Here is a 23,320-nt window from a genome sequence, read left to right as displayed (position 1 = left end):
CAATCTGTTGTGGTTGCACTGAGGGGCAAGCTCAAGCACTGGTGGACTCTCCGCCGCATACCCATATGCGGAAGGGGTCGACTCGTGCCTGGGACGAGGTGTGATGGACATGTTTTGTTCTTCGCGATCGACCGAGCCGGTGATAGTATCGGCGCCCCTTGAGTCGGGATTTGATGTCTCTCCAATGCGAGAGGCGCGTGAAGCTTTATCAGGGGTGTTGTCATGGAATTCAGGGACACGGAAAACAGCGTGAACGATACCGTCGCCGAAGCCCCCACCGCTGCCGTCAAGGCCGCCACGGATGCGGCAGCCAAGGCCGCTGCCGAGAAGGCCGCGCCCAAGCTGCGCAAGAAGACCGATTCCAAGACCGTCGCGCCGCGTGCGTATGATGTCGAGGTCGATCATTCGCGTGACGCGCTGCTCACCGAGTTCGGCAAGGAAACGCTGCGCGACCGCTATCTGCTGCCTGGCGAGAATTTCCAGGACCTGTTCGTGCGCGTCGCCTCGGCCTATGCCGACAATCAGGCGCACGCCCAGCGCATCTACGACTATATCTCGAAGCTGTGGTTCATGCCCGCCACTCCCGTTCTGTCGAACGGCGGCACCGGCCGCGGCCTGCCGATCTCCTGCTTCCTCAATTCGGTGCCGGACAGCCTGAACGGCATCGTCGACACCTGGAACGAGAATGTCTGGCTGGCCTCGCGCGGCGGCGGCATCGGCACCTATTGGGGTTCGGTGCGTGGCATCGGCGAGCCGGTCGGCCTCAACGGCAAGACCTCGGGCATCATCCCGTTCGTCCGCGTGATGGATTCGCTGACGCTGGCGATCTCGCAGGGCTCGCTGCGCCGCGGTTCGGCCGCCTGCTATCTCGACATCTCGCACCCGGAGATCGAGGAGTTCCTCGAGATCCGCAAGCCGTCGGGCGACTTCAACCGCAAGGCGCTGAACCTGCACCACGGCGTGCTGATCCCCGACGCGTTCATGGAAGCGGTGCGCAACGGCGAGGAGTGGGTGCTGCGTTCGCCCAAGGACCAGTCCGAGCGCGGCAAGGTCGATGCGCGCGCGCTGTTCCAGAAGCTGGTCGAAACCCGTCTCGCCACCGGCGAGCCGTACATCGTGTTCAGCGATCACGTGAACTCGAACATGCCCAAGCATCACCGCGATCTGGGCCTCAAGGTCTCGACCTCGAACCTCTGTTCGGAAATCACGCTGCCGACGGGCAAGGACCATCTGGGCAATGAGCGCACCGCTGTGTGCTGCCTCTCGTCGCTCAACATGGAAACCTGGGATCAGTGGAAGGACGACAAGAACCTGATCGAGGACGTGATGCGCTTCCTCGACAACGTCCTGCAGGATTATATCGACCGCGCCGAGCCCGGCATGGAGAAGGCCGCCTATTCGGCCAGCCGCGAGCGTAGCGTCGGCCTCGGCGTGATGGGCTTCCACTCCTTCCTCCAGGCACGCGGCATCCCGTTCGAAGGCGCGATGGCCAAGAGCTGGAACCTGCGGATGTTCAAGCACATCAAGGCGCAGGTCGATCAGGCCTCGATGGCGCTCGCCGTCGAGCGCGGCCCGTGCCCGGACGCGGCCGACATGGGCGTGATGGAGCGTTTCTCGTGCAAGATGGCGATCGCGCCGACCGCGTCGATCTCGATCATCTGCGGCGGCACCTCGGCCTGCATCGAGCCGATCCCGGCCAACATCTACACGCACAAGACGCTGTCGGGCTCCTTCTCGGTCAAGAACCCGTATCTGGAGAAGCTGCTCTCGGAGAAGAGCAAGAACTCGGATGCGGTGTGGAACTCGATCCTCGAGCAGGGCGGCTCGGTCCAGCACCTCGACTTCCTCACGCCGGAAGAGAAGGACGTCTACAAGACGAGCTTCGAGATCGATCAGCGCTGGCTGCTCGAACTCGCCGGCGACCGCACGCCCTATATCGATCAGGCGCAGTCGCTGAACCTGTTCATCCCGGCCGATGTCGAGAAGTGGGACCTGCTGATGCTCCACTTCCGCGCCTGGGAGCTCGGCATCAAGTCGCTCTATTATCTGCGTTCCAAGTCGGTGCAGCGCGCCGGCTTCGCGGGCGGCGTGGAAGCCGACAACACGATCGACAAGCCGCAGTTCAACCTGGGCGAGTCGACCGATTACGACGAATGCCTGGCGTGCCAGTGAGGCAATAATCCCTCTCCCTCTGGGAGAGGGAGGGAGCCGCGAAGCGGCGGAAGGGTGAGGGCGAGTGCGCCTCTATCAGGATCAACCGTCAGGCACGGTGCCGCGGCTTCGAGAGTTGCGGCGGGGTGCCACGGAAGCTGAGAAGAGGTTGCTTCGCGCGCTGCGCACTGCCTTTCACGACAGGAAGTGGCGGTTTCAGGCCCCGGTCGGGCCATATCGCGTCGATTTCCTCTGCTTCGCCGAGCGTCTGGTGATCGAGGTGGATGGCGGCCAGCATGCGGAGGCCGTCGAATATGATGCGCGCCGCACGCGCTTTATCGAGTCCGAGGGTTATCGCGTGCTGCGGTTCTGGAACAACGATGTGCTGGAAAACGCCGACGGCGTGATCGCCCAAATTTCCCTCTCCCTTTGGGAGAGGGAAGGGGCCCGCTCGGCGAAGCCGAGTGGGAAGGGTGAGGGTCGCCAATCGCAAGCTGCATCGCGCTCACCCTCACCCCGCGCCGCTTCGCGGCTTGCCCCTCTCCCAAAGGGAGAGGGGTTTTGAGCTCAGGCTTCTTCCTCGAAGATCTCGACCGCCACATCGGCGTTCGCGCTCAGGCGGACCTGATCGCCTTCCACGCCGGCGACCAGGCCGAGCGAGATGTAGTGGTGGTGCCCGGCATGCGAGCCCTCGGCGCCCTCGATCTCGGCGCCGCTATCCTTCTTGGTGAGCTTGATGCGCTCGCCTTCGACATGGTCGACGGTACCGACATGGACGCCGTCGGCGCCGATCACTTCCATATGCTCCTTGATTGCACTCACGTCGGTCATCGCCATTCTCCTTGGGGGACGGTTTCGCACGCTCAACGCGCGCGGCGGGGAAACGATGCAGCCGCGCGTGCAGCCTGTCACTCACCCGTTCGGGGGATTGCATGAAGCCGTTCCGCACTCTGTCCGTCGCCGCCTTCCTGCTGCTCGCCGCCTGCGCGAAGCAGATACCCACGGCCGTCCAGCCCGAGGCGCCGGGCTTCCTGCTCGGCCTCTGGCACGGCTTCATCTTCCCGGTGGCGTGGTTCCTCTCGCTGATCGTGCCCGACGTCGCGGTCTATGCCGTGCCCAACAATGGCGGCTGGTACGACTTCGGCTATTTCCTCGGCATCTGCGTGTTCGGCGTCGGCGCCAATCGCGGCACCCGGGTGACCAGGGTCGTCTACCGCGACCGCACCGTCCGCCGCGGCGACACCACGGTGATCGACCACGAATGACCCGCAGCCTCGCCTTGATGGCCGGCATCGCCGGAGCCGCGGGCGCCGCCGGCCTCGCCACGCTGGTGAGGCCCGCCACGGCGCGCGCCGCGCTCGGCCTGCCCGAGGCGGAGGCCACCACCTACGCCCTGCGCATCGCCGGCATGATGCTGCTCGCGCTCGGCCTGTTCCTCGGCGGTTTCGCCGCCGTCTTCACCCTGGCGGGAGGCGCGGCATGACCGCCCCGCTCGCGCCCGCCCTTCCTTCCTTTCCCAAGTTCATCCCGGAGTAACTCCCATGCCGCTTCTCGAAGCCCGCAAGACCTACAAGCCCTTCGAATATCCCTGGGCGTTCGATTTCTGGAAGCGCCAGCAGCAGATCCACTGGCTGCCGGAGGAAGTGCCGCTGGGCGAGGATTGCCGCGACTGGGCGCAGAAGCTCACCGATCACGAGCGCAACCTGCTCACCCAGATCTTCCGCTTCTTCACCCAGGCGGACGTCGAGGTGCAGGACTGCTACCACGAGAAATACGGCCGCGTGTTCAAGCCGACCGAGATCAAGATGATGCTGACCGCGTTCAGCAACATGGAGACGGTCCACATCGCCGCCTATTCGCACCTGCTCGACACGATCGGCATGCCCGAGACCGAATATGCCGCCTTCCTCCAGTACAAGGAGATGAAGGACAAGCATGACTATCTGAGCACCTTCGGCGTCGACAGCGACGAGGATATCGCCAAGACGCTCGCCATGTTCGGCGGCTTCACCGAGGGCCTGCAGCTCTTCGCCAGCTTCGCGATGCTGATGAACTTCCCGCGCTTCAACAAGATGAAGGGCATGGGCCAGATCGTCAGCTGGTCGGTCCGCGACGAGAGCCTGCACTGCGAAGGCATCATCAAGCTGTTCCACGCCTTCTGCAAGGAGCGCAACTGCCTCACCCCGTCGGTCCGCGACGACATTCTCGACATGTGCCAGAAGACGGTGCGCATCGAGGACGCGTTCATCGACCTCGTCTTCGAGATGGGCCCGGTCAACGGCATGACGCCCAAGGAGATCAAGAAGTATGTCCGCTACATCGCGGACTGGCGCCTGGGCCAGCTCGGCATGAAGCCGATCTACATGGTCGAGGAGCACCCGCTCCCCTGGCTCGCCCCGCTGCTCAACGGCGTCGAGCACGCCAACTTCTTCGAGACCCGCGCGACCGAATATTCGAAGGCAGCGACCCGCGGCAACTGGGGCGAGGTGTGGGACTCGTTCGACAAGCGCCAGAAGGCCAAGGCCACCCCGGTGGCCAATGAGGACGCGGCCGAAGGCGGGCCGGACATGTTCTCTGGGTCCGGGGTTGCGGCGGAGTGATGTCGGAAGGCTATTCGGAGAAGAGGGGCGGCAATGAAGGAGCATTGGAAGCGGCACGGAGGGGTGCACTGCTTTTGGGTTGTTGTTGCCCTTGTGATATGTATTTGTTGGCTAATAGTTCAAAAGCCTGACTCGGATAAGCTGCTTGATTTCTTTAATTTCTCTGTTGCTGTTTCCTCTCTTTTCTTGGCTATTGTGGCGATTTTCTACTCGATCGTCTCTAATCAGAGCTTCTCAGAGACTGTTGGTGTTCTTCGGTCGTCGGCGGATCAGGCTGCCGAATCGTCTGGAAACATAGGAAGTGCATCGCAGACATTGCTCTCGCTTACGCAAGATTTGGCTAGAGATATTGCTGAGTTGAAGCCAAAGTTTGATGATATAAATACCAAGATTGAAAGGGGTCTATCCCCTGCGAGCGCTGCCTATAAGCCAATGGATAATTTGAATTCTTCGAACAAGACTTCTGGATTGGCGATAGCTCTGTATTCAATAATAAAAATGTCCGAGAGTGATAGTAAGGAATTCAATCCAAGGGACGCGTTCTCTACCGTGAAATGGCAGTATTTTATTGGTGGATGCATGTCCGCCATAGCGTATTTCGAGCCAATGGGGATATCCATTAATAGAATTGATGGGGGATATTCCTTAAAATCCTTGGGCGGTTTTAGTGAAGAGAAATTCCGTAAGGAGTTCGATTTTGATAAATTGAATAAGCCGATGAAGAAGTTGGCTGACGATTATTTCTCGATGGTACGTGATGATACTGCAGGTGATCGAGATGCGGAGGAATCTGACGGCGACTAGTGCCAATCTCGTTCCCAACCGTGTCCCCCAAGCAACACCCCGCCGCAATTAAGCCCACCCCGCAACCTACTGACTCCTCGCGCATTTCCCATACAGCCCCGCCGCCAGCGCCCGCGTATCCAGGGCGGCATTGGCGGGGCGTGTGTCTGAAGTAATCACGAGGTTTCCCCCAACATGCGTACCATCCTCGCCGCCGCGGCATTCGCCGCGCTGCCCTTCGCCGTCCCCGCCGCCCAGGCGCAGGACACGGACAGCACCGCCACCACCACTGCCGCTCCGGCAGCCGAGACCGCGCCCGACGGCACCCGCGCCTTCGGGATCGAGCCCTATATCGGCATCCTCGGCGGCTATGAGCGGTTCGACGAGCAGGCCAATGCCGGCATCCCGTTGCCCGCGAACGGCAAGGCCTATGACGGCGGCCTCGTCCAGGGCGTCGCCGGCATCAACGTGCCGCTCGGCCCGGTGTTCGTCGGCGCCGAGGGCAATGTCGTGAAGGGCTTCAAGGGCGATATCGACTGGGAATATGGCGCCGCCGGGCGCTTCGGCCTGCGCGCGGGCGAAAGCGGCATGATCTATGGCAAGGTCGGCTATCAATGGGTCAATTTCGCCGCGCTCGGTGACAACAGCCGCGATTTCCACGCGATGACCTATGGTGCCGGCGTCGAGGTGGGCCCCAAGGACATCGGCCTTGGCGGCATCACCGGCAACAGCGGCCTGCGCCTGCGCATGGAGATCAACACCTTCGGCGACGCCAAGAGCTTCCGCCCGATGGCCGGCGTGATCGCGCACTTCTAAGTCCCGAAAAAGGCGGCGCAGGGCTCCGGCCCGCGCCGCCCCCGTTTCGGTGCCAATAAACCTGTCGGTATCGGCCCCGGTGGCTTGAGCCGAACCCCGCAACCGATAGCCTGATCGCTCCACCAATCGGAGGAGTGCATCGATGAAGAAGAAGATCGCAGTTGCCGCGCTGTTCGCCCTGTCGGCCCTCGCGCCCTCGGTCGCCCTGGCGTTCGACGATCCGCTCCCGCCGGGCTGCTTCTACGTCCTGGGCAAGCTGATCTGCGTCGACATGCCGCTGGGCTGATCCGCGCCGGCGGGCGGGCCACCCGGCTCGCCCGCCACTATCCGGCCGTCGCGCCCTTTTCGGTATTCACCCCCTTCTGCTCCCCGGGCACCGTCAGAGCAAGTACGCCGCCCTCAGGCCCGCTTGCGCGCCGGCGCCTCGCCGTGATCGCACACCATACCCTCGCCTTCGCAGATCAGCCGGTCATAGCCGCTGCCCGGGCAGATCGCATGCGCGCTCAGGATCGCCGGGGCGAGCGCGTCGAGGCCCGAGCCGCGCCGGTCGAGCAGGCGGCGGACCGGGCGGCGCGAGCCGCTCCAGGCCTGATGCCCGGTCTTCAGCGCCGGCGGCGGCGAGACGAGCAGACCCACCGGTCGGTAATCGGCGGCGGCGAGCTTGGGGAACACGCCCTTGGCGATCTTGCGCGCCCAGCCCGGCGTCGCGGGGCTCAGCGGCAGGTGCGGCACCAGGTCGCCCGGCATCTCGTAGCGCAGGCACGCGATGCGGGTGCGCGCATAGCTCGCGGCGAAGTCGGCATTGCCCGCGCGCGCCGCGGCGATCGTCGCCACGCTCACCGGCACATCGGCCCATTCGCTCGCCTGCGCCGCGCGCATCGCGGCCAGGTTGGCGAGCGCGCCGCCCTTCGAATGGCCGGTCACGAACAGATGCCGCCGCGCCTTGCGGTCGAGCAGGCTCTGGTCGAGCATCGCCTGGATCGCGGTGCGCACGCCCGGGCCCGAGCCCGCGTCGCTCCACAGCCGGCGCATCGATTCCGAAAAGCCGAAATGCACGCCGCCGCCATAATGCGAATCTTCCAGGCACAGCGAGAAGGCGTCGTTCAGCCAGTCGAGCACCACGTCCCAGCCGTCATAGCTGCTGCCGAAATAGGGCGGGAGCGATCCGCGGAACGCCACCACCACGCCCTCGGGCGTGCGGCCGACGATCGCCTGGTCGATCTCGCGCCCGCCCAATGCGGTCTCGCGGCGCACCACGAAGGGCGCTTCGATCCAGCCGACTCCGCGGCCCTGGACCTGCATGCCCGGCTGATAGGCCTGGCTGGACGCGTACAACAGGCGGCGTTTCATGCAATCGTGCATCGGCAATACTCCCGGTGCCATATGGCCACGCCGCACGGCATGGTGAACGCACAATTAAGGTTAATGACCAAATCATTATAGGATGGCCGCGCTGTCGGCGGCGTGAACGGGGTTTTCCCTGAGGTCCGGCTTGACGCCGATCAAGGCGGGCGGGGCGGCGGCGCGGCACCGCGTCAGGATGAGCGAGGCCACGCCCTTTGCGCGGATCGGCGGCGCGGCGCCGGTGCGGGCGCTGGCCGAGCGCTTCTATGCGCTGATCGACCGCGACCCCGTCTATGCCGATCTGCGCGCCGCGCACGGCCCCGATCTCGCCCCGATCGCCGCCTCGCTGGCCGGCTTCCTCACCGCCTGGCTCGGCGGCCCGCGCGACTGGTTCGCCGAGCGCCCGGGCCTGTGCATCATGCGCATGCACCGCCAGCTGGATTTCGGACCGGCACTGGCGGCGCAATGGGCGACGGCGATGCGCGAGGCGCTGGCCGGGGATCCCTCGCTCGACACCGAGCTGGCCGCCCAGATCGGCGACGCGCTCACCCGCATGGCGCAGGCGATGGCAACGCCGCGGGTGGAGGTTTGATCCGTCATCCCCGCGCAGGCGGGGATCCATTGGCACTGAGGGGAGTGAGACGCATCACGGCTAGCCAGAATGGATCCTCGCCTGCGCGGGGATGACGATGAAAAGGGAGAGCCGCACCCTTCCGTTCCCCGGCGAAAGCCGGGGCCCAGGGTTTCTCTGCCGTGTAGCCTTGTTACCCTGGGCCCCGGCTTTCGCCGGGGAACTAGGGGGCCGGGAGCGGGAAGGGCGGCCTACCCCCTCAATGCTTGTCCTCGGCCTTGCGATAGGTGTCGTGGCACGCCTTGCACGTGCCCCCAACCACCGCGAACTGCGCCGCGAAGCCCGGCTTGTCGCCGGCGCGCGCCAGGTCGGCGAGCTTGGTCGTCGCCGCCGCATAGTCGGCTGCCTTGGCCTCGAACCCGGCCCAGTCGCTCCACACGGCGGGCAGCGCCTCGGACGGTGCGCCGCCGCTGCCGGCGGGGAACATGCCGGGCAGCGCGCTCGCCCAGCGCGACAGCGCGCGGGCGGCGAAGCCCAGGGTCTTCGGATCGTCGCCCCGGTCGACGCCCGCCTTGATCTGGCCGAACAGCGCGCCGGACATCAGGAAGGCCGCCTTGCGTCCGGCGATCACCTCCGCGTTCGGATCGGCGGCGGCTGGCCGCGCGCGGCTGGCGGGGGCGGTGGCGGCGAGGCTGGTGAACAAAGCGGCGGCGGCGCCGAGTGCGAGCATGGACGTGCGCATTGGATGGCTCCCTTGGTCGGAGGCGCACAGGCTAGGCCCGCCCGGAAGCCCGCGCAACGGCCGCGCAAACCTCCTCCATTATGGAGAGGGTTGCCGCCGAAACGGACCGGGAATCGCATATCGTGCCGGGCGTGGCAGAAGGCGATGCTCCTCGGGTCGAATATGCATGCGAGCGTTGCGGCGGTGTTGCCGTCACCCGCGACGCCTGGGCCGAATGGGACGCGAGTTCCCAGGCCTGGGTGCTCAGCGAGACGTTCGATTTCGCCTTCTGCCACCAATGCCACCGCGAGACCCGGCTGCTGGCGCGGATCACGCGGGGGGAGGGCTCTTCCTAGTTCCCCGGCGAAGGCCGGGCCCCAGCCTCGGCGCAGCTGGTTGGGAAGGGCAAGCCTCTCGAAATCGGCTCGCGACGGAATCCGCCCGCTTGCAATGTAGGATTTGATCTGGCTGGCTGAAGCGGCCGGCTTGGCGGCCGGCCGCTCCTTGATATCGTCGGGAAGGCGGGGCTCAGCCCTTCAGCTCGGTGGCGTCGAGCTGCCACAGGACGAACGCCATTTCGTCGGCGGCTTCCTTCAGGCTCTCCCAGCGGCCCGACTTGCCGCCATGGCCGGCGCCCATGTTGGTCTTGAGGACCAGCACATTGTCGTCGGTCTTGGTGGCGCGCAGCTTCGCCGCCCATTTCGCGGGCTCCCAATAGGTGACGCGCGGGTCGTTGAGGCCGCCCGAGATGAACAGCGGCGGATAGGCCTGGGCGGTGACGTTGTCGTAGGGGCTGTACGAGCGGATCAGCGCGAAGGCCGCGGCGTCCTCCACCGGGTTGCCCCATTCGGGCCATTCGCCGGGGGTGAGCGGCAGGCTCTCGTCGAGCATGGTGTTGAGCACGTCGACGAACGGCACGTCGGCGACGACGGCGGCCCAGAGCTCGGGGTCGGAATTGACCACCGCGCCCATCAGTTCACCCCCCGCGGACCGCCCTGCAATCGCGATCCCGCCCGGATGTGTGAATCCCTCCCCTATCAAGCCCCGGGCGGAATCCACGAAATCGTTGAACGTGTTTGTCCGCTTCTCGAGCTTGCCGTCGAGATACCATTGCTGCCCCAGGTCATCACCACCGCGGATATGCGCGATGGCGAATGCGACGCCGCGGTCGAGGAACGAGATGCGGCTGGTCGAGAAGCCGGGCGGGATCGCGTAGCCATAGGCGCCATAGGCATAGAGATAGAGCTTGCCGCTGCCGTCCCTGGGGAAGTCCCTGGGGTAGACGATCGAGACCGGAACCTGGGTGCCGTCACGGGCGGTGATCTTCAGCCGCTCGGTGCGGTATTTGCTCCCGTCATAGCCCGACGGGATCTCCTGCACCTTGAGCGTCTCGAGCTCGCCGGTGGCGACGCTATAGTCATAGACGGTGCCGGGCGTGACCATCGACTCATAACCGATGCGCAGCTTGTCCATGGCATATTCGGGATTGTCGCCCAGCCCCGCGACATAGCTCGCCTCGGGGAATTCGAGGCGGACCGGGGCGATGGCGGGGTCGTAGCGGTGCAGCTCGATCTGATCGAGCCCGTCCTCGCGGCCCTCGACGATGAAATAGTCGGCGAAGCAGGTGACGCCGGTCATGTAGAAATGGGCGGACGGTGCGATCCGCTCGATCCATTCGCCGGGGCTGTCGACCGAAGCGGTCATCAGCCGGAACTGCGGGTCGATATCGTTGGTGTGGATGAACAGCGTGCCGTCATGCTCGTCCACGTCATATTCGCGGCCCGGCTTGCGCGGGGAGACGCAGACCATTGGCTTCGAGGGGTCGGCGGGGTCGAGCAGATAGACTTCGCTCGTCACATGGTCGCCGGTCGAGATCAGCAGATACTTGCGCGACTGGGTCTCGCCCACGCCGACGCGATAGCCCTCGTCCGCTTCCTTGTAGAGCTCGACATCGCTGTCCACCGGCTCGCCGAGCACGTGCCAGCGGGCATTGTCGGTCCGCCAGTTCTCATTGGCCAGCCCGTAGAGAAAGCCCTTGGAGTCCGCGGTCCAGACGATCTCGGAGAGCATGCCCGGGATCACGTCGGGAAGCAGGTGGCCGCTCTCCAGATCCTTCACCCGGACCTCGAACCGCTCGGAGCCATTGTCGTCCACGGCATAGGCAAGCAGCTTGCCGTCGGGGCTCACCGAAAAGGCGCCGAGCCGGAAATACTCCTTGCCCGCGGCCAGTGCCGGTTCGTCGAGGATCATCACATCCTCGCCGCCATTCACATGCCGGCGCCACCAGCGCGGATATTCGCCGCCGGTCTCGTAATCGGTCCAGTAGAACCAGTCGCCGTCCTTCTGCGGCACGGTCGATTCGTCTTCCTTGATCCGCCCGCGCATTTCCGTGAACAGCGTATCGGAGAGCGGCTTCAAGGGATCCATCACCGCTTGGAAGAACGTGTTCTCCTCCTCGAGATAGGAAAGCACGTCCTTGTCGGTGACGGTGGGATAGGCGGGGTCCTTGAGCCAGGCCCAGGGGTCCTCGATCGTGACTCCGTGCGCGGTGAAGCTATGCGGGCGGGTAGCGGCTACGGGCGGCTTGGGAAGATCGGTCATCGCGTCTTCCTAGCGCCCGCCCCGTCGTCAGGCCAGCGCCGCCGCGCGCCGGCGCACCAGCTTGGGGCTGAGCACCATCGCGAGACTGACCAGCGCCATCGCCGCGGCGGCGAGCGACACTGCCGGATAGCCCATCCCCTCGCGGATCACTTCGCCGCCCAGCGCCGCGCCGATCGCATTGCCCAGGTTGAATGCGCCGATGTTCATGGCCGAGGCGAGGTTGGGGGCTTCATGCGCGGCGTCCATCACCCGCATCTGCAGCGGCGGCACCAGGGCAAAACTGGCAGCGCCCCAGAGCGGCATCAGCACGATCGCGACCGGCAGCGAGAACATGCCGAAGGCGAAGGCGACCAGCAGCACCGCCAGCGCCGCCGTCATCGTGATCAGTGCGCCTTCCACCGACTTGTCGGCATAGCGCCCGCCCAGCCAGTTGCCCGCGGTCAGGCCGATGCCGAAGATCACCAGTGCCACCGTGACCCAGAAGGTCGAGGCATGCGCCGCCTCGCGCAGGATCGGTGCGATATAGGTGAACACGGTGAACATCGCGCTGAACCCGACCATGGTGAGCGCGAGCGCGAAGAGCACCGGGCCGCGGCCGAGCACGCGAAGCTCGGCCATCATGTCGGCGTCCTTCTCGGCCGGGAGGGCGGGGACGAACAGGCGCAGCGCGATCATCGTCACCACGCCGATCGCCGCGATCGCGCCGAACACCGCACGCCAGCCGATCGCCTCGCCCGCCCAGGTGGCGAGCGGTACGCCACCGATCGTCGCGATCGTCAGGCCCATGAACATGGTCGCGATGGCACCCGCGCGCTTCTCGGGCGCCACCAGGCCGGCGGCGACCACCGATCCGACGCCGAAAAAGGCGCCGTGATTGAGGGAGGTGACGATCCGGGCAGCCAGCAGCATCGCGTAGCTGTCGGAGAAGGCGGCCATCAGATTGCCCAGCGTGAAGATCGCGGTCAGCGCGATCAGCAGCGTCCGGCGGGGCACCCGCCCGGTGGTCAGCGTCATCAGCGGCGCGCCGATCAGCACGCCGATCGCATAGGCGCTGACCAGCAGGCCGGCGGTGGGGATCGACACACCCAGGTCGCCTGCGATCACGGGCAGCAGGCCCATGGGGGTGAATTCGGTGACGCCGATGCCGAAGGCACCGATGGAAAGCGCAGTGAGCGCGAGGCGGGGACTCATGGATGCAGCTCCGATTTGTGCGGCAACACAAATGGACTGGCGCTCATGCTTCCGGTAGGCGCCTGAAAGGCGAAACATCTGTGCATTGGATTCATGAATGACGCGCGCCATGACCGATCGCTCGGGGGAAATGGAGATCTTCGTCACCGCCGTGCGCGAAGGGAGCCTCTCCGCTGCCGCGCGCCGGCTCGACCTGACCCCTTCGGCGGTCAGCCGTGCGCTCGGGCGGATCGAGGCGCGGCTGGGCGTGCGGCTGATCACCCGCACCACCCGCCGGCTGGCGCTCACACCGGAGGGCGATGCCTATCTCCATGCCGCCCAGCGCATCCTTGCCGATATCGCCGAGGTGGAGGAGGAACTCGCCGACCAGGCTTCGCCGCGCGGGCGTCTCCGGGTAAGCGCGGCGCTGGCCCATGGCAGGCTGGTGATCGTGCCGCTGCTCGGCGAATTCGTGACGCGCCATCCCGGGATTCTCGTCGATATCAGCCTGAGCGACACGCTGGAGGATGTCGCCGGCGGCCGGGCCGATGTCGCGATCCGCTTCGGCCCGCTGGCGGACAGCGCGCTCACTGCCCGCAAGATCGGTGAGACCGGGCGCTCGATCGTCGCCGCCCCGGCCTATCTCGCGCGGATGGGCACGCCGCAGCTTCCCGAGGACCTGCACGAGCATAATTGCCTCAACTTCAACTTCCGTCGCGCCGAGCCGGTCTGGCCGTTTCGCCGCGACGGGCGCGACTATGCGCTGCCGGTGGGCGGCAATATCGAGGCGAACAATGGCGAGACGCTTGCCGAGCTGGCGCTTGCGGGAGTCGGCATCGCCCGGGTCGGCACCTTCAGCGTGGCGCAGGATATCGCCGCCGGGCGGCTTGTCTCCCTGCTCGAGCCTTTCAACCCGGGAGACCGGGAGGACATCCACGCGGTCTATGTCGGCGGCGCCACCCGGCCGGCCCGGGTGCGGGCGTTTGTCGATTTCCTGGTGGAGAAACTCGGGCGCTAGCGATCCGGCCGGTCGTACAGCTCCCAGACCTGCTCGCCGGTGACCACATCGGCATAGGGCCGCCCGCTGGCATCGCGGCTTGGTGCGTAGCGGAAGCGCTTCTGGATAAGCTTGCAGGTCGTCTCGTCGAGATCGGCATTGCCGCTCGATCGCGTTACCCGGCAGTCGGTCACCCGGCCATTGACCCCCACGGTGAAACGCAGGCCGACAGTGCCTTGCGCGCCCGCACGTGCCGCCGCCTTGGGATAGTCGCGTCCGGTGATGTCGCCCTCGAGCAGCCGCAGCACGGTCCCGCCGCCACCGCCCGCGCCATCGCCGCGCCCGCCGCTGCCGGTGCCATCGCCGATCCCGCCCGATCCCGTGCCCGGGCCGGCGATCGGCGCATTACCCGAACTCGCATCGCTGCCCTGCGCCGGGATCGTCGCGGCGGGAATCGGCTGGGGGAGGGGCGTCTTCACCGGCGTCGCCACCTCGGTGGCGCGGGAGGTCTTGTTGGGCGGGGAGGCCTTGCCTTCCTCCTTGGGGGGGCGGGGTTTGGGGGCGGGGGGCTTTTCAGGCTCTGGCGGCGGTGGCGGGGGCAGGGTGAAGTCGATCAGCTGCATGGATGGGCTGGGCATGATGTGCAGGCGTACGCCCAGCCCGCTGACCAGCAGCCACAGCAGCAGTGCCACGAAAGCGAGCGCGCCCGCTGCGCTGCCCAGCCGCTCGCGCGGAGTCGGGATTCCGGCGCCTGTCATGCCCATCCAATGCGCTGGATCCGCCGAACGATCCCATGAACACCTTGTTGTTTTCAGTTCATGCAACCGCGCGGCACCCAGGCAAGTTGTTGCTGCATCGAATCAAGGAAGGGATGGAAATCATGCGTAAGCTCATTGCGGCCACCGCCGCTCTCGCGCTGGCCATGCCCGTCGCAATGCCGATCGAGGCGGCGCAGGCCCAGAGTCACTACAAGGGCAAGAGCTCGAAGAGCCGGACCTATTACAAGAAGTGCCGCCGCTCCCCGGGCCATGCCGGCCTGATCGGTGGTGCTGCGGTCGGTGTGCTCGCGGGCCCCGCGATCATCGGCCACGGCCTGCTCGGTGCGGCGGTCGGCGGTGTCGGCGGCGCCTTTGGCGGCCGCGCGATCGATCGCACGATCAGCGCCAAGCATCGCTGCTATTACGTCCGCCGCTAGGGCCGGATCGGCCAAGCCTAGGTGGAACGGCCCCTGGCGGTCACCGGCCACGCGCCGGTGACCGTCTCGCCCGCCACCAGCCAATAGCGGTCATAGAGATTCACCGTCGGGTCGCAGTGCGGCGGAACGAGCGTAACGCGTTCCGCCAGGCCCGGCAGTGCTTCCCCGAACAGTGCTCCCTGCTCGTCGCCCATGAAGGCGTAGCGCGCGGAGCCTGACAAGGGCACGGGCACCCCGGCATCGGTGGCGAAAGACTTCAATCCCGCATCGATCGTCACCATGCCGGGCGTGTTCGCGCTGACTACGGTGGAATCCACCCATAGCGCCTGTTCGAAGCTCGGCCCCGCCAGCTCGCAATCTCGATATTCGCGGTCGAGGAAGATATAGCTGCCCACCTGCAGTTCGGTCAGCACCCCCAGTTCAGCATCGATCGCGAAGGTGCCGGTGCCGGCACCAGTCACTATTGGGATATCGAAACCCGCTCCTGCCAGCGCCGCCAGCACGGTGCGCAAATAGTCGGTCTTCTCGACGATCGCCGCTTGGCGATCGGCAAAGACCGCGATGTGCTGCTCGGAGCCGCAATAATATTGCACCCCACCGAGCGCGAGCCCGGACTCGACGACGGCGGCCGCCAGCGTCACCGCCGCTTCGGGGGACGTCACGCCGGTGCGATGCTTGCCTGGATCGACATCCACGAACAGCGTCGCTCCGCATCCGGCAAGCGCTCGCACCGCGTCCGGATGATCCGCCACCACCGACAGCCTGATCTTCCCCGCCAGTGCCATCAGGCGCGCGATCCCGTCCCTGGTCACCACGGGTGAGGTCAGGTGGATGTCGCCCACGCCCTCGGCCGCCAGCGCTTCGGCCTCGCCCAGCTTGGCGCAGCAGATGCCGACCGCGCCCGCGGCGATCTGCCGCTTCGCGATCTCGCTGCTCTTGTGCGTCTTGGCATGCGGCCGGAGCGCGAGGCCCCTCGCGCGGGCGAATTCGGCCATCGCCGCGATGTTGCGGTCCATCGCCGCCACGTCGAGCAGCAGGGCGGGGGTGGACAGGTCGGCGCGGGGCAGGGGGAAATCGCTCATCGCCTTCGACTAGCGCAGGATGTGACTTTTGCCGAATATCGGCGCAAAGCAGCCCCATAGAGTCCAGCAATAGAGTATATCCCATGTCCAGCTATGCCGATCGCCTCAAGGCTCTTCGCGAGCAGCTGAAGCGCGACCGTCTCGACGGCTTCGTCGTGCCGCTCACCGATGAGCATATGTCCGAATATGTCGGAGCCTATGCCCAGCGCCTTGCCTGGCTGACCGGCTTCCAGGGGTCGGCCGGCACCGCGGTGGTGCTGCCGGAGGAAGCGGCGATCTTCACCGACGGGCGCTACACGATCCAGGTCCGCCAGCAGGTCTCGGCCGATCACTGGGAATATGTCGGCGTGCCGGCCACCAGTGTTTCGTCCTGGCTCGGTGCCCATGCGCCCGATGGCGGCCGCATCGGCTATGATCCCTGGCTGCACACGCGCGCCTGGGTCGAGGAAGCTCGCAGGGCGCTGGCCGAGAAGGGCGCCGAGCTGGTCGCGGTCAACACCAATCCGATCGATGCGGTGTGGCCGGACAAGCCCGCTCCGTCGGATGCGACGCTCGCTGTCCAGTCCGACGACCTCGCCGGCAAGTCTTCTCCCGCCAAGCGCGCCGAGATCGCCGACTGGCTGGCCGAGCGGAAGGCCGATGCCGTCGTGCTCTCCGCACTCGATTCGATCGCCTGGGCATTCAACATCCGCGGTACGGACGTGAGCCACACGCCGGTCGCGCTCGCCTATGCGATCGTTAACGCCGACGGCACCGCCGATTTCTTCGTCGCGCCGGAAAAGGTGACCGACGAAGTCCGCCAGCATCTCGGCAACGCGATTCGAATCCATGACCGCACCGCCTTCGCCCCAGCGCTCCAGGGCTTTGCTGGCAAGCGTGTCGCCGCCGATCCGGGCAGCGCCGTCGCCGCGGTGTTCGATGCGCTCGACGCCGGCGGTGCCAAGGTGCTGGCGCTGCGCGACCCGGTGATCCTTGCCAAGGCGATCAAGAACCCGGCCGAGATCGCCGGGCAGAAGGCAGCCCAGGCTCGCGACGGCGCCGCGCTCAGCCGCTTCCTGAAATGGTTCGAGGAAACCGCACCGCAGGGTGGCCTCACCGAAATGTCGGCTGCCGACAAGCTCCAGTGGTTCCGCGAGCAGACCGGCGTGCTCAAGGACCTGAGCTTCGACACCATCTCCGCCACCGGCCCGAACGGGGCGATCCCGCACTACAAGGTCACCGACGAATCGAGCCTGCCGATCGAGCTCGGCCAGCTCTATCTCGTCGATTCGGGCGGGCAATATGCCGACGGCACCACCGATGTGACGCGCGTGATGCCGGTGGGCGAGGCGAGCGACGAGATGAAGGACCGCTTCACCCGCGTGCTCAAGGGCCATATCGCCATCGCCACCGCGATCTTTCCCGACGGCACCACTGGCGCCCAGCTCGACAGCTTCGCACGCCGCCCGTTGTGGGAAGTCGGGCTCGATTACGGGCACGGCACCGGCCACGGCGTCGGCTCGTACCTCTCGGTCCATGAGGGGCCGCAGCGCATCGCCCAGCCCTACTATCCGGGTGGCCAGAGCCTTGAGCCGCTGCGCGAGGGCATGTTCCTGTCGAACGAGCCCGGTTACTATAAAGCGCAGGAATTCGGCATCCGGATCGAGAACCTGGTGCTGGTCACCAAGCAGTTGATTTCGGGTGCGGAACAACAAATGCTGGGGTTCGAGACGCTGACGTTCGCGCCGATAGAGCGAACGCTGATTAAACCATCTTTGCTAACCGAGCAGGAACGCAGCTGGCTTGATAGTTATCATGCTGAAGTGCTGCGGATTTTGGGCCCGCAGCTGGGCGGGGACGAGTTGGTATGGTTGGAAGCGAAGTGCGCGCCCATCGGGTGATGTGGTTCCTGGCAGGTGCGGTCACGATGGCGATGTATCTCGTCGGGCCGCACGCCATTATGCGCAACGCCTATGATACGGCTCAGGGCTTGTCGCTCTGGTTCGGCTCGCTCTGAGGGGTGGCCGGATCGCCGGGCAGGTCGCTGGTAGCGGCCTGCTCGCGCGCCTGCGCCTTGCGCCTGCGCAGATTGGCCCGCAGCGCCTCCGCTAAACGGGCCTGTTTTTCCGCATTGCTCATTTTCCTGCGATAAACCGGCCATTAGCAGGTTGACAATCGCCCGCACCCAAGCACATAGGCGCCTCCCGCTTGGGACCCGGCGCTGCCGGATCGTTCGGGCGAGTGCTGCCGTAGCTCAGTGGTAGAGCGCATCCTTGGTAAGGCTGAGGTCGTGAGTTCAATCCTCACCGGCAGCACCATTTTCCCGAAAATCGAAATGGAAGATCCCACCCCCTTGGGGGGAGAGCCGGTCAGCGGCGGACGATCTCGCCGTCTTCCTTGACGAATTCCGCCGGCGCGCGGTCGAGCAGCTCCAGCACCACTTCGGAAGGTCGGCACAGTCTGGTGCCCTTCGGCGTTGCCACGATCGGCCGGTTCACGAGAATCGGATGGGCGACCATCGCCTCAAGGAGGGTCTCTTCCGAAGTCGCGGGATCGAGCAGCCCCAGCTCGGCGGCCGGCGTGCCCTTCTCGCGCAGCACGTCGCGTGGCGTCGCGCCCATCGCCGCCAGCAGGCCGAGCAGTTGCGCGCGTTCCCAGCCGGCGGTGCGATATTCGACGACCTGCGGCGCATATCCCGCCGCCTCGATCATCGCGAGCGCGTTGCGCGAGGTGCCGCAATCGGGGTTGTGATAGATGGTGATCGGGAAACTGCCGGTCATCGCACGCACTCCTCTTCGTAAAGCCATGGGAATGTCGCCATCGCCGCGAGCGCGCCGGCAAGCTGCGCCGCGATGAACAACGGCACCGAATGCGGGGCGATGCCGGCAAAGGTGTCGGACAGGCTGCGGGCGATCGTCACGGCTGGATTCGCGAAGGAGGTCGACGCGGTGAACCAATAGGCGGAGACGATGTAGAGCCCGACGGCCATTGGCGTGAAATCCGGCCGGGTGCGCCGGGTCGCCAATATCGTGCCGATCAGGCCGAAGGTGGCGATGCATTCGGAAAGGCCCTGGGGAAAGCCGTCACGCGCCTTTCCGGACAGCTGCAGGATCGGTTCGGCGAACATCGCATGGGCCGCCCATGCGCCGAGGATCGCGCCCGCGAGCTGGGCAACGACGTAGAGCATCGCGATGCCCGCGCTGGTCTCGCGCAACAGCAGAGCCGCCAGGGTGACGACCGGATTGAAATGAGCGCCCGATATGGGGCCGAAAATATGGATGAGAACAATCAGCCCGGCACCGGTCGCAAGGGTGTTCCCGAGCAGCGCCACGGCCTGGTTCCCGCCCGCGAGCCGCTCGCCCATGATACCGGAGCCGATGACGATCGCGAGCAGCATGGCCGTGCCCATGCCCTCGGCAAGCAGGCGACGGCGCAGCTTCATGTGCAGCAATCGGTGCTCGCGGCGAGATCGCCCAGCGTGCCGCATATCTCCGGACGCCCCGCGCAGCAGTCGGCAACCAGGAAGCCAAGAAGCTGCCGCATGCCATCATAATCGGCGGAATAGATCACCGATCGGCCGTCCCGGCGCGATCCGATCAGCCCGGCATTGCTCAGGATCGTCAGATGCGTCGAAAGCGTATTGGGAAGTGCGCCGATCTCGCGCGCGATGTCGCCCGCGGCCATGCCATCCGCACCCGCCCGCACCAGCAGGCGGAATACGGCGAGCCGATTGGCATGGGCGAGGGCGGACAGTGCCTCAACGGCGACGGGCAACTGCATCAGCGGCACGCCCTGGCGGTCGGGATCACCTCATCCTCGCCATAGGCCGTCGCATCGCCATGGGTGAAGAACGTCTCCCAGCGCACCCCGGCCGTGTCCGTCACCCAGGACTTGTCGGATTTCGCGTAGCAGCAGGTGGTCGCTTCCTGGTCGAAGGTCGTGGCGCCGGCCGCTTTCAGCCGTCCCGCGAGCTCGCCCAGCGCATCGGCGCTATCGACCTGGATGCCCACATGATCGACGCCGGTGGCGCGGCTGCGCGCCGAGATCGCGAGGTTGACCCGCGGATCCTCGAGCATCCACTTGGCATAGTCGGCCTTCACCACCGTGGGCGGCGCATCGAACAGGGTGCCGTAAAAGGCAATTGCCTGATCGAGGTCGGGAACGCTGATGTGCAGGTGCAGGCGCTTCATGGCTGCGGTCTCCAATGGTTCGATATTTCGACTATTCCAGAAATATCGATTCGACAAGAGCCGCATCAGAAGGCGAACAGGTCTCCCATTCGCGGTTCGCGCTCCAGGAATTCCGTGATCGTGCCATAGACCGCATCGAGATCGGCATCCTCAATGCAATAGGGCGGCATCACATAGACGGTGTTGCCCAGCGGCCGCAGCAACACGCCGCGCTCCATCGCGAACGCCTTTAGCCGGGTGCCGACCGAATTGAGATAGGCCGATTCGCTGCCCCCGACCTCGGCGGCGACGATCGTACCCAGCCGGCGCGGATTGCGGATCAGCGCGTGGGTGGCGAGCCGGTCGAGCCGGTCCTGCTGGCGGTCGCCGAGATCGGCGATGCGGTCGAGCACCGGCTCCTCGCGCCAGATCGCCAGATTGGCGTTGGCGGCGGCGCAGGCGATCGGATTGGCGGTGTAGCTCGACGAGTGGAAGAACATCCGCGCGCGATCGTCGGACAGGTGCGCTTCGAAGATCGGTGCCGTTGCCATCGTCACTGCCAGCGGGATCGCGCCGCCGGTCAGCCCCTTGGACAGGCAGAGGATTTCGGGCACCACACCCGCCCGCTCGCAAGCGAGCAGCGCGCCGGTGCGCCCCCAACCGGTCATCACCTCGTCGGCGATGAAGAGGACGTCATGCGCCGCGCAGATCTTGCGCATCTCGGCGAGCAGGCTGGCCGAATAGAATTTCATGCCGCCCGCGCCAAGCACCAGTGGCTCGACCAGCAGCGCGGCCGGCTTCTCGCGGCACTGTGCTTCGAGCGCGTCGAGCACGGCCTGGCTCTGGCCCGGCTCGGGAAAGGGGATGGTCGCCACGTCGAACAGCAAGGGCTGATAGGGACGGTTGAACACGCCGCGCGCGCCGACCGACATGCCGCCGATCGTGTCGCCGTGATAGCCATGCTCCATCACGACGATGCGGTGGCGGGGCTCGCCGCGATTGTCCCAGAAGCCGAGCGCCATCTTCAGCGCGACTTCGACGCTGGTCGAGCCGCTGTCCGAATAGAACACATGCTGCAGCGGCTCGGGCGTGATCCGCACCAGCTCGGCGGCCAGCGTTTCGGCGGGCTCGTGGGTCCAGCCGGCGAAGATGATCTGGTCCATCCGCCCCGCCTCTTCGGCGATCGCCGCCATGATGCGTGGATGGCAATGCCCATGCGTCGTCACCCACCAGGACGAGATCGCATCGACGTAGCGGCCGCCGTCCGCCGTGTGCAGCGCCGCGCCTTCGGTGCGCACCACCTGCGGGATCGGCTCGCCCAGCCCGTGCTGGGTGAAGGGGTGCCAGACGGGCGACGTCATGCAGTGAAGTCCGAAAGGTCGAATGCCTCGGCAAAGGCGGCCTTGAGGGTGGCTGCGTCGAGCGGATCGAGGATCGGCAGGCGGCCAAGCCGGCGGACCTTGCCGATCGCCGCGATCGTCGCCTCGCTGTCTTCGTTCGCCTCGCCGACAAAGGCCACGCCCAGGATCGGCACGCCGCGCGACCGCAGCGCCTCGATCGACAGCAGGCTGTGGTTGATCGTCCCCAGGCTGGTCCGCGCGACCAGCACGGTCGGCAGCTGCCAGCGCGCGAACAGGTCCGCATAGAGCAGCTCGCGCGTCACCGGCACCAACACGCCGCCTGCGCCCTCGATCACCAGCGGATCGACGACCAGGGGATCGCGTGGTGGCGGGGTCAGCTTGTCCGGATCGATCACTACGCCGTCGATCTCGGCGGCGAGATGCGGCGAGCAGGGCGTGGTCAGGCGATAGGCTTCAGGAAGCACCACCGCTGCGGTCAGTGCGGCGATCCGCTCGCCGTCGCTGCCGCCGTCGAGCCCGCTCTGGATCGGCTTCCAGTAGCTCGCGCCCAGCGCCCCGGCCAGGCCAGCGGCGAAGATGGTCTTGCCGATATCGGTATCGGTACCGGTGACGACTATTCGCATTTGAGCTCTCCAAGTGCCCGGGCGAGCGCGGCGATATCGTTCTCGTCGACATTGAGCGTCAAGGAAATGCGCAGGCGGGACGTGCCCGCTGGGACAGTCGGCGGCCTGATGCCGCGCACATCGAAGCCCAGGCGCTGCAGCTCCGCCGCCATCGCCATGGTCCGTGCATCCTCGCCGATCACCAGCGGCAGGATCTGCGATCCCGTTGCCTGCACGCCCGCCGGCGCGAGCAGTGCTTCGGCGCGTGCGACCAGCGCATGCAGCCGATCCCGGCGCGCCGGTTCGGCGATCAGCTTCAGGGCTGCACTCACCGCCGCCGCCATCAGCGGGGAGGGCGCGGTCGAGAAGATGAAGGCCCGTCCGCGATTGACCAGGAAATCGCGCACTATTTGGGGCCCGCAGAGCAGCGCCCCCTCACAGCCCAGAGCCTTGCCGCAAGTGTGCAGCGTGATCAGGTTCTCGCGCCCGGCCAGCCCGGCGGCCAGCCCGCGCCCCCGGTCCCCGAACACGCCGGTCGCGTGCGCTTCGTCGACCACCAGGATGGCGCCATGCCGGTCGGCAAGCGCGGTGAGATCGGCGAGTGGCGCCTGGTCGCCGTCCATCGAATAAAGGCTCTCGACGGTGATCCATACGCGGCCGGTGCCACCGTCGTGCCGCCAGTCCAGGATCGCGTCTTCGAAGTCGCCGACGTCGTTATGCGCCGCGCTGCGTGCCTCGGCCCGGCTCAGCCGCATGCCTTCATGCGCGCTGGCATGGATCAGCGCGTCGTGCAGGATCAGGTCGCCGCGCTGGGGCAGCGTGGAGAGCAGGGCCGCATTGGCCGCATAGCCGGTCGAGAAATAGAGCGCGCTCTCCGCCCCGAAGAAGGCGGCGGCGTCCGCTTCAAGCTGCTCGTGCGCCGCATGGTTGCCGCGCAGCAGCCGCGATCCGCCAGATCCGATCGGCACGCCGGCATCCATCGCCGCGCGCACCGCATCCGTAAGTGCGGGATCGGCGGCCAGGCCGAGATAGTCGTTGGAGGAGAAATCCCGCCCGGCCCGCACGGCAAGCTGCCGGGCGCGGCTGCGCGCCGCCAGTTCGGAAAGGTCGCGTCGCTGGTCTTCGAAGAACGCCATTCCGGGCCCCATAGGCGCAACCGGGGCGATCGGCCAATGTCC

The 23,320-nt window shown here is 66.3% G+C and carries 28 protein-coding genes and 1 tRNA gene; 14 read left to right on the top strand and 15 right to left on the bottom strand.

Going from position 1 to position 23,320, the window contains the following annotated elements; all coding sequences use genetic code 11:
- Positions 1-222 precede the first annotated feature (222 nt).
- Both AC1RJ5_RS11060 and AC1RJ5_RS11055 read left to right on the top strand, forming a co-directional pair.
- Positions 223-2,172: a ribonucleoside-diphosphate reductase subunit alpha gene (locus tag AC1RJ5_RS11060; protein ID WP_184161451.1), complete on the top strand. Its 1,950-nt coding sequence runs from the start codon at positions 223-225 to the stop codon at positions 2,170-2,172.
- A gap of 64 nt (positions 2,173-2,236) precedes the next feature.
- Entirely contained in the window at positions 2,237-2,716 is a 480-nt protein-coding gene (locus AC1RJ5_RS11055) for an endonuclease domain-containing protein (RefSeq protein ID WP_493113313.1), read from the top strand.
- A 2-nt stretch (positions 2,717-2,718) separates the two neighbouring features.
- On the opposite strand, the gene AC1RJ5_RS11050 is transcribed toward AC1RJ5_RS11055, so the two are convergent.
- Positions 2,719-2,982 (bottom strand): DUF2171 domain-containing protein, encoded by a 264-nt coding sequence (locus AC1RJ5_RS11050; RefSeq protein WP_184161445.1) that lies wholly within the window; start codon positions 2,980-2,982, stop codon positions 2,719-2,721.
- A gap of 101 nt (positions 2,983-3,083) precedes the next feature.
- Here AC1RJ5_RS11050 and AC1RJ5_RS11045 point away from each other — a divergent pair, with 101 nt between their 5' ends.
- The 6 genes from AC1RJ5_RS11045 (at position 3,084) to AC1RJ5_RS11020 (ending at position 6,636) form a co-directional block, all read left to right on the top strand.
- Positions 3,084-3,416 carry a hypothetical protein gene (locus tag AC1RJ5_RS11045; RefSeq protein WP_342249344.1) on the top strand — a complete coding sequence of 111 codons (333 nt, stop codon included), beginning with the start codon at positions 3,084-3,086 and terminating at the stop codon, positions 3,414-3,416.
- Entirely contained in the window at positions 3,413-3,634 is a 222-nt protein-coding gene (locus AC1RJ5_RS11040) for a hypothetical protein (protein ID WP_493113310.1), read from the top strand. The genes AC1RJ5_RS11045 and AC1RJ5_RS11040 overlap by 4 nt, the downstream gene beginning before the upstream one ends.
- A 58-nt stretch (positions 3,635-3,692) precedes the next feature.
- Complete coding sequence (locus tag AC1RJ5_RS11035; protein WP_184161433.1) at positions 3,693-4,751, top strand: ribonucleotide-diphosphate reductase subunit beta; 1,059 nt, start codon at positions 3,693-3,695, stop codon at positions 4,749-4,751.
- 33 nt (positions 4,752-4,784) lie between these two features.
- Positions 4,785-5,555 carry a hypothetical protein gene (locus AC1RJ5_RS11030; protein WP_493113308.1) on the top strand — a complete coding sequence of 257 codons (771 nt, stop codon included), beginning with the start codon at positions 4,785-4,787 and terminating at the stop codon, positions 5,553-5,555.
- Positions 5,556-5,729: 174 nt separating this feature from the next.
- Entirely contained in the window at positions 5,730-6,350 is a 621-nt protein-coding gene (locus AC1RJ5_RS11025; protein ID WP_493113306.1) for an opacity protein, read from the top strand.
- A gap of 142 nt (positions 6,351-6,492) precedes the next feature.
- On the top strand, positions 6,493-6,636 hold the full coding sequence (locus AC1RJ5_RS11020) for a hypothetical protein (protein WP_184161424.1): 144 nt from the start codon (positions 6,493-6,495) through the stop codon (positions 6,634-6,636).
- Between the two features lie 113 nt (positions 6,637-6,749).
- Here the strand turns inward: AC1RJ5_RS11020 and AC1RJ5_RS11015 are convergent, their stop codons facing one another.
- Complete coding sequence (locus tag AC1RJ5_RS11015) at positions 6,750-7,700, bottom strand: lipase family protein (RefSeq protein ID WP_269573853.1); 951 nt, start codon at positions 7,698-7,700, stop codon at positions 6,750-6,752.
- Positions 7,701-7,842: 142 nt separating this feature from the next.
- Between AC1RJ5_RS11015 and AC1RJ5_RS11010 the strand changes: the two genes are divergently transcribed.
- Positions 7,843-8,286, top strand: coding sequence for a globin domain-containing protein (locus AC1RJ5_RS11010; RefSeq protein ID WP_493113303.1), 444 nt, complete (start codon positions 7,843-7,845; stop codon positions 8,284-8,286).
- A 238-nt stretch (positions 8,287-8,524) separates the two neighbouring features.
- Here the strand turns inward: AC1RJ5_RS11010 and AC1RJ5_RS11005 are convergent, their stop codons facing one another.
- A complete protein-coding gene (locus AC1RJ5_RS11005; RefSeq protein WP_493113301.1) occupies positions 8,525-9,007 on the bottom strand; it encodes a c-type cytochrome in 483 nt (160 codons plus the stop codon).
- Positions 9,008-9,138: 131 nt separating this feature from the next.
- On the opposite strand from AC1RJ5_RS11005, the gene AC1RJ5_RS11000 reads away from it, so the two are divergent.
- Positions 9,139-9,342, top strand: coding sequence for a hypothetical protein (locus AC1RJ5_RS11000; protein ID WP_269573855.1), 204 nt, complete (start codon positions 9,139-9,141; stop codon positions 9,340-9,342).
- A gap of 172 nt (positions 9,343-9,514) precedes the next feature.
- Here AC1RJ5_RS11000 and AC1RJ5_RS10995 read toward each other — a convergent pair whose 3' ends face one another.
- Together AC1RJ5_RS10995 and AC1RJ5_RS10990 are read right to left on the bottom strand one after the other, a co-directional pair.
- The gene (locus tag AC1RJ5_RS10995) at positions 9,515-11,587 is read right to left on the bottom strand and encodes a S9 family peptidase (RefSeq protein ID WP_493113299.1); all 2,073 of its coding nucleotides are present in this window, start codon (positions 11,585-11,587) and stop codon (positions 9,515-9,517) included.
- Positions 11,588-11,614: 27 nt separating this feature from the next.
- Positions 11,615-12,778: an MFS transporter gene (locus tag AC1RJ5_RS10990; RefSeq protein WP_184161409.1), complete on the bottom strand. Its 1,164-nt coding sequence runs from the start codon at positions 12,776-12,778 to the stop codon at positions 11,615-11,617.
- 97 nt (positions 12,779-12,875) lie between these two features.
- Here AC1RJ5_RS10990 and AC1RJ5_RS10985 point away from each other — a divergent pair, with 97 nt between their 5' ends.
- Positions 12,876-13,775, top strand: coding sequence for a LysR family transcriptional regulator (locus tag AC1RJ5_RS10985; RefSeq protein WP_493113297.1), 900 nt, complete (start codon positions 12,876-12,878; stop codon positions 13,773-13,775).
- Here the strand turns inward: AC1RJ5_RS10985 and AC1RJ5_RS10980 are convergent.
- Positions 13,772-14,512, bottom strand: a complete 741-nt coding sequence (locus AC1RJ5_RS10980; RefSeq protein WP_493113295.1) for an energy transducer TonB — start codon at positions 14,510-14,512, stop codon at positions 13,772-13,774. The genes AC1RJ5_RS10985 and AC1RJ5_RS10980 overlap by 4 nt on opposite strands.
- Before the next feature lie 122 nt (positions 14,513-14,634).
- On the opposite strand from AC1RJ5_RS10980, the gene AC1RJ5_RS10975 reads away from it, so the two are divergent.
- The gene (locus AC1RJ5_RS10975) at positions 14,635-14,949 is read left to right on the top strand and encodes a hypothetical protein (RefSeq protein ID WP_184161401.1); all 315 of its coding nucleotides are present in this window, start codon (positions 14,635-14,637) and stop codon (positions 14,947-14,949) included.
- Between the two features lie 17 nt (positions 14,950-14,966).
- On the opposite strand, the gene AC1RJ5_RS10970 is transcribed toward AC1RJ5_RS10975, so the two are convergent.
- Positions 14,967-16,031, bottom strand: a complete 1,065-nt coding sequence (locus AC1RJ5_RS10970) for a DSD1 family PLP-dependent enzyme (RefSeq protein WP_493113293.1) — start codon at positions 16,029-16,031, stop codon at positions 14,967-14,969.
- 83 nt (positions 16,032-16,114) lie between these two features.
- Here AC1RJ5_RS10970 and AC1RJ5_RS10965 point away from each other — a divergent pair, with 83 nt between their 5' ends.
- Positions 16,115-17,911, top strand: coding sequence for an aminopeptidase P family protein (locus tag AC1RJ5_RS10965; protein WP_342251200.1), 1,797 nt, complete (start codon positions 16,115-16,117; stop codon positions 17,909-17,911).
- 82 nt (positions 17,912-17,993) lie between these two features.
- On the opposite strand, the gene AC1RJ5_RS10960 is transcribed toward AC1RJ5_RS10965, so the two are convergent.
- Complete coding sequence (locus tag AC1RJ5_RS10960; RefSeq protein ID WP_342251199.1) at positions 17,994-18,149, bottom strand: hypothetical protein; 156 nt, start codon at positions 18,147-18,149, stop codon at positions 17,994-17,996.
- Between the two features lie 104 nt (positions 18,150-18,253).
- Here AC1RJ5_RS10960 and AC1RJ5_RS10955 point away from each other — a divergent pair.
- Positions 18,254-18,328 (top strand) — tRNA-Thr (locus AC1RJ5_RS10955).
- 51 nt (positions 18,329-18,379) lie between these two features.
- On the opposite strand, the gene arsC is transcribed toward AC1RJ5_RS10955, so the two are convergent.
- The 7 genes from arsC to AC1RJ5_RS10920 form a co-directional block, all read right to left on the bottom strand.
- Complete coding sequence (arsC, locus tag AC1RJ5_RS10950) at positions 18,380-18,790, bottom strand: arsenate reductase (glutaredoxin) (RefSeq protein ID WP_269573861.1); 411 nt, start codon at positions 18,788-18,790, stop codon at positions 18,380-18,382.
- The gene (locus AC1RJ5_RS10945; protein ID WP_493113290.1) at positions 18,787-19,452 is read right to left on the bottom strand and encodes an MIP/aquaporin family protein; all 666 of its coding nucleotides are present in this window, start codon (positions 19,450-19,452) and stop codon (positions 18,787-18,789) included. Before AC1RJ5_RS10945 ends, arsC begins: the two co-directional genes overlap by 4 nt.
- Positions 19,449-19,790: an ArsR/SmtB family transcription factor gene (locus AC1RJ5_RS10940; RefSeq protein ID WP_342251197.1), complete on the bottom strand. Its 342-nt coding sequence runs from the start codon at positions 19,788-19,790 to the stop codon at positions 19,449-19,451. The genes AC1RJ5_RS10945 and AC1RJ5_RS10940 overlap by 4 nt, the downstream gene beginning before the upstream one ends.
- Positions 19,790-20,200 carry an ArsI/CadI family heavy metal resistance metalloenzyme gene (locus AC1RJ5_RS10935; RefSeq protein WP_493113287.1) on the bottom strand — a complete coding sequence of 137 codons (411 nt, stop codon included), beginning with the start codon at positions 20,198-20,200 and terminating at the stop codon, positions 19,790-19,792. The genes AC1RJ5_RS10940 and AC1RJ5_RS10935 overlap by 1 nt, the downstream gene beginning before the upstream one ends.
- A 65-nt stretch (positions 20,201-20,265) precedes the next feature.
- The gene (locus AC1RJ5_RS10930) at positions 20,266-21,540 is read right to left on the bottom strand and encodes an adenosylmethionine--8-amino-7-oxononanoate transaminase (protein WP_493113285.1); all 1,275 of its coding nucleotides are present in this window, start codon (positions 21,538-21,540) and stop codon (positions 20,266-20,268) included.
- On the bottom strand, positions 21,537-22,163 hold the full coding sequence (gene bioD / locus AC1RJ5_RS10925) for a dethiobiotin synthase (protein ID WP_342251195.1): 627 nt from the start codon (positions 22,161-22,163) through the stop codon (positions 21,537-21,539). The genes AC1RJ5_RS10930 and bioD overlap by 4 nt, the downstream gene beginning before the upstream one ends.
- Complete coding sequence (locus AC1RJ5_RS10920; protein ID WP_493113283.1) at positions 22,154-23,278, bottom strand: 8-amino-7-oxononanoate synthase; 1,125 nt, start codon at positions 23,276-23,278, stop codon at positions 22,154-22,156. The genes bioD and AC1RJ5_RS10920 overlap by 10 nt, the downstream gene beginning before the upstream one ends.
- Positions 23,279-23,320 lie beyond the last annotated feature (42 nt).

This window comes from Sphingomonas sp. GW822-FHT03G08, assembly GCF_058801135.1.
Note: the sequence above shows the minus strand (reverse complement) of the source record. Positions and strands in the feature narration are given on the sequence as shown.